4 protein-coding genes are annotated in these 4,525 nt (G+C 45.0%); 3 read left to right on the top strand and 1 reads right to left on the bottom strand.

Going from position 1 to position 4,525, the window contains the following annotated elements; all coding sequences use genetic code 11:
- Nucleotides 1-98: 98 nt before the first annotated feature.
- Both RMO35_RS14905 and RMO35_RS14910 read left to right on the top strand, forming a co-directional pair.
- Nucleotides 99-818: a DevA family ABC transporter ATP-binding protein gene (locus RMO35_RS14905; protein WP_309742117.1), complete on the top strand. Its 720-nt coding sequence runs from the start codon at nucleotides 99-101 to the stop codon at nucleotides 816-818.
- A 65-nt stretch (nucleotides 819-883) separates the two neighbouring features.
- The gene (locus RMO35_RS14910; protein ID WP_309742118.1) at nucleotides 884-2,311 is read left to right on the top strand and encodes an HlyD family efflux transporter periplasmic adaptor subunit; all 1,428 of its coding nucleotides are present in this window, start codon (nucleotides 884-886) and stop codon (nucleotides 2,309-2,311) included.
- A 510-nt stretch (nucleotides 2,312-2,821) separates the two neighbouring features.
- On the opposite strand, the gene RMO35_RS14915 is transcribed toward RMO35_RS14910, so the two are convergent.
- A complete protein-coding gene (locus tag RMO35_RS14915) occupies nucleotides 2,822-2,968 on the bottom strand; it encodes a hypothetical protein (RefSeq protein ID WP_309742119.1) in 147 nt (48 codons plus the stop codon).
- A gap of 156 nt (nucleotides 2,969-3,124) precedes the next feature.
- Between RMO35_RS14915 and RMO35_RS14920 the strand changes: the two genes are divergently transcribed.
- The gene (locus RMO35_RS14920; protein WP_309742120.1) at nucleotides 3,125-4,051 is read left to right on the top strand and encodes an AraC family transcriptional regulator; all 927 of its coding nucleotides are present in this window, start codon (nucleotides 3,125-3,127) and stop codon (nucleotides 4,049-4,051) included.
- Nucleotides 4,052-4,525 lie beyond the last annotated feature (474 nt).

The following is a 4,525-nucleotide window of genomic DNA, read 5'->3' on the forward strand; positions in this document are numbered from 1 at the left end:
GTCTTTTCATTAACTGTGGTGATGTGTGTGGTGTCGGGTGCAGTTACAACTCGCAGGCTGCAATCTGCCGATCCAGCCGATAATTTTTAGGAGTCAATATGAATTCAGTTTCGATAATTGCCCGCGATGCTACAGTCATTCCATCTTCAGTTATTCAAGTCGATCGCTTAGACCACTTTTTTGGTGAAGGCGAACTGAAAAAACAGGTGCTTTTTGACATCAATCTTGCCATTAACGCTGGAGAAATCATCATCTTGACTGGCCCCTCTGGTTCGGGTAAAACGACGTTATTATCGCTGATGGGTGGCTTGCGATCGCCTCAATCTGGCAGTTTGCGGATGTTGGAGACAGAACTGGTCGGTGCGGCCAAAGCAGTTGCCGTAGAAGCCCGTCGCTCTTGTGGCTATATCTTTCAGGCACACAATCTCCATACCAGCCTGACGGCTCAAGAGAACGTGATGATGGGGCTAGAAGTCCACGGCACTTATTCACGTTCGGAGCGGCGCGATTTAGCGGTACACATGCTAGAAGTGGTGGGTTTGGGAGAACGGACTCAATCCTATCCAGCAGGTCTTTCGGGCGGTCAAAAACAGCGCGTAGCGATCGCGCGTGCCCTAGTCAGCCGTCCTCAAATCGTGTTAGCCGATGAACCCACCGCCGCACTAGACAAGAAATCGGGGCGCGACGTGGTGGAACTGATGCAAAAGCTGGCAAAAGAACAGGGCTGCACCATCTTGATGGTGACACACGATAACCGCATCTTAGATGTTGCCGATCGCATTATCTACATGGAAGATGGACATTTAATTAATAATTAATAGTTAATAATTAATCATTGAAAATTTGCGATCGATTCACTATCCACTATTCACTATTCACTACTATGTTGCAAAAATTAGAAAGACAAACCAAACTGAATGTTGGCAATATTGGCAAACAAACACCATTAATGTTAGGAACTATCGTCCTGATGGTCATCGGTGGCAGCGGGATTTATATCCAACAACAGCAAGCAGCACAACAAGCTGAAAAAGCGCAATCGCTCGCCGCCGCCGCAACTAAATCGGTACCAATAACCGTCACAGCATTAGGTAAACTTGCACCCAAAGGGGAAGTCGTCAAGCTGTCTGCACCCACATCAAACGAAGGTGTCAAAATCGATAAGCTATTAGTAGAAGAGGGAGCGACAGTTCGAGCGGGGCAATTAATTGCAATTTTGGATAGTCAAGGACGCTTACAAGCGGCAGTAAATGAAGCTAAAGCCAAAGTTGACGTTGCCCGAGCAAGTCTGGTAAAAGTCAAAGCCGGAGCCACGCAGGGCGAAATTAATGCTCAGAAAGCTACCATCGCTAAACTGCAAGCCGAACAGGGAACGGGTATAGAAGCCCAAAGAGCGACACTTGCTAAAGTAGTAACCGAAACAGCTACTCAAGCCGAAGCTCAAAGAGCGACACTTGCGAAAGTAGTAGCCGAAACAGCTACTCAAACTGAAGCCCAAATCGGAGCCATTGCTGAAGCCCAAGCCGGACTGGTTAACGCTCAAGCTGAGGATACACGTTATGCCGCCCTCTACGAACAGGGTGCGGTTTCTGCTTCTAACGGCGATAGTAAGCGGTTAACGCTCCAAACCGCACAGCAGAAAGTCAATCAGGCGCAAGCAAATTTAAAACGGATTGAATCTACTGGGAAGCAACAACTAGCTGAAGCTCAAGCCAATTTACGCCGGATTGAAACATCGGGACAACAGCAAATCAATGAAGCACGAGCTAATTTGCGCAAGCTTGAGACATCGACGCAGCAACAAGTCAAAGAAAGTCAATTTACCCTCGATAAAATTGCCGAGATCCGTCCGGTAGATGTCATGTCTGCCGAAGCAGAGGTCAAAAGTGCGATCGCCTCGCTAAAACGTGCCGAAGAAAATCTCACTCAAGCTTATATTAAGTCACCTCAAGATGGTCAGATCTTGGAAGTTTTTGCGCGTCCTGGGGAAGTAGTTGGTACTAACGGGATTGCCGATCTCGGTCAAACCAGTCAAATGTATGGCGTGGTAGAAATCTACCAAAATGATGTTAATAAAGTTCGCATCGGACAGAAAGTAACAATTACTAGTAATTCTTTACCTGGTGAATTGCAAGGCACGATCGAGCGAGTTGGCATCCAAGTCAAGCGTCAAAATACGATTAATAGCGATCCAAGTAGTAATATTGACGATCGAGTTGTCGAAGTTCATGTAGCTTTAACGCCAAAATCTAGTCCAATGGCTGCTAAATTTACTAACTTACAAATTCAAGCCACGATCGACCTCAAGTAAGTCGTCATTCCAAATCCGCTTCACAAACCCTTCTTTTACGCTCGAAAACTCACGCAGCCCTCACCCCGCCATCGCCGCTGGCTCTGGATCCCCTCTCCCAATCTTGGGTGAGGGCAGGGTTCGTAGGTTGTACAAACAAAGATTTTGTATCACTTGCGATCGCTATCTTAGAAAGTATCCATTTAACCTCTGGCGCAAGTCAGAGGTTAACTGTGTTGAGAAGGTAGAGGGTTTCACCGATCGATCTATTTTGTTACGTCATGTTACAGTTGACAGATGACAGATTACCTGTGCTATGTTGTAAGGATAAATTACAAATAATATAATTCTGGCAAAGCAAACTACACGCATCAGACATGAATTGTGGCCGATTTCTGGTTAAAACCAAGCACCGAAATTCAAGAGGTGAGTAGTTGAACTTGCAAGAACAGATTTTAAAATGCGATCGCTCGAATAAACCTTACTTTAGTGGTATCGATGGCGGATTGGCTGCGCCTACCGAATTATTAGCTACATAAATTGAATTAGAAACTGACTCAAACGCCCGCCGACATCTCGGCTGAGAGCTGCTGCCATCGCCCTAGGAACCCGCACCGAGCTGGGCATCCGCACTTGGACGGTTGCATTGGTGCGCCCATGCTGGCATTTGGATCCCACAAGCTCTGAGCTTGTATGCTCAACGGGTTGATGCTGTTTTTTAGTTGCTTGGATAAAACCGCCCTGTGACTCTAACTCACGGGGTAGAGTAACGATTCTCATTCTGAGAGGCTACGCCAACGAATTATTATCAATCTCTCAAGCTTAAAATTATAAATGCTATCGAAAATCGAACCACCTAGCCCCATTTTCGGCGATCGAGAAGCGCGCCACCAAGGCGGTCGCGATGCCGATTTTTCACAGTTATTACCCAGAAAACCTTTATTTTCAAGTCAAAAACTAGACTGGGCGGGGACTTTTCTCGAACATCATCACCAGTCTACTTGGGAAACTCCTTATTTCTCTAGTACTTACCATTCAATTATTGTCAATAATAGCCACCAAATCCCGATCGGGCATTGGTCGGGCGATCGTAAGCTGCATCAACAGTTTAACAAAGGAGATATTACAATCTTTCCAGCCAATACCCAAAATAAGCAGAGCTGGGATCGAGAATGGGAATTTTTTTTACTGTGTTTAGATCCAAAAGTGATGAAGCAAATTGCCTATGAATCGATCGGTACGGAGTCGATCGAAATCCTGCCCTGCTTTGCCATACCCGATCCGCTAATTTACCAATTTTGCCTAGAGCTAATTTCCGAACTGCGAGCGGGTGAATTGTGCTGTCGTCTCTATGTCGAGCATCTCATCGCCGCTCTGTCAATTCACCTGATTCGCCAGTATGCTGTCAAAAATCAGCCGCTCCCAGAACCCAATGGTTTGCCCAAGAGTAAGTTGCAACAGGCGATCTCGTACATTAACGAGCATCTGACCGAAAATTTGTCGCTCAAGGATATTGCCAAGGTAGTAGGGATGAGTCCGTTCTACTTTACTAATTTGTTTAAGCAGTCTACGGGAATGACGGCATATCAGTATGTGATCTACCACCGGATCGAACGAGCAAAACAACTACTACGCACGCAAGAATTATCTATTGCTGAAGTCTCAGAACAAGTTTGGTTTAAGAGTCAGAGCCACTTTACCAATGTTTTTCGCAAGCATACAAATAGAACCCCAAAAATGTATCAGTCAGATACAAAATAGTTGTCAAAATTGGGACTTTAGGGGTTTTCGCAATAATTTGCTACTTTTTCGGGGAAATGTGCAAGACAGAGGCTAGATTTTTTGTAATAGTTGTCTTATGCGTCAATTGTAGTCTAAAGCAAGACAGCAATAAATAATTGAGATCTGCACTAGTTTTTGGTCATCCCTCGTCCCAAAGTAATTACCTAAATGGCAGGGGCGGAAATAACTATTCGCCAGATGCCCGATTTTAGCAAAGTTACTCACCCCCAGTCAAGTCTCAGCAATGATTTTAGATCGCTAGCGCAGTTGACGATCTAACTCGCTCTTCAATCCCATTAATTTTGAAAAAAGATGGAAAACCTTCCAAAAGGTTGAGAGCTAACAAAATTATTTTTTAAGGAGATCGCTACGTGTTTAATCCAAATTGTTACACGACTCAAGGCAAAATCCACGTTTCTCGCTCCAGTAAAGAAATTTCCATAGATTTTGCCA

This window comes from Chamaesiphon sp. OTE_20_metabat_361 (assembly GCF_031364565.1).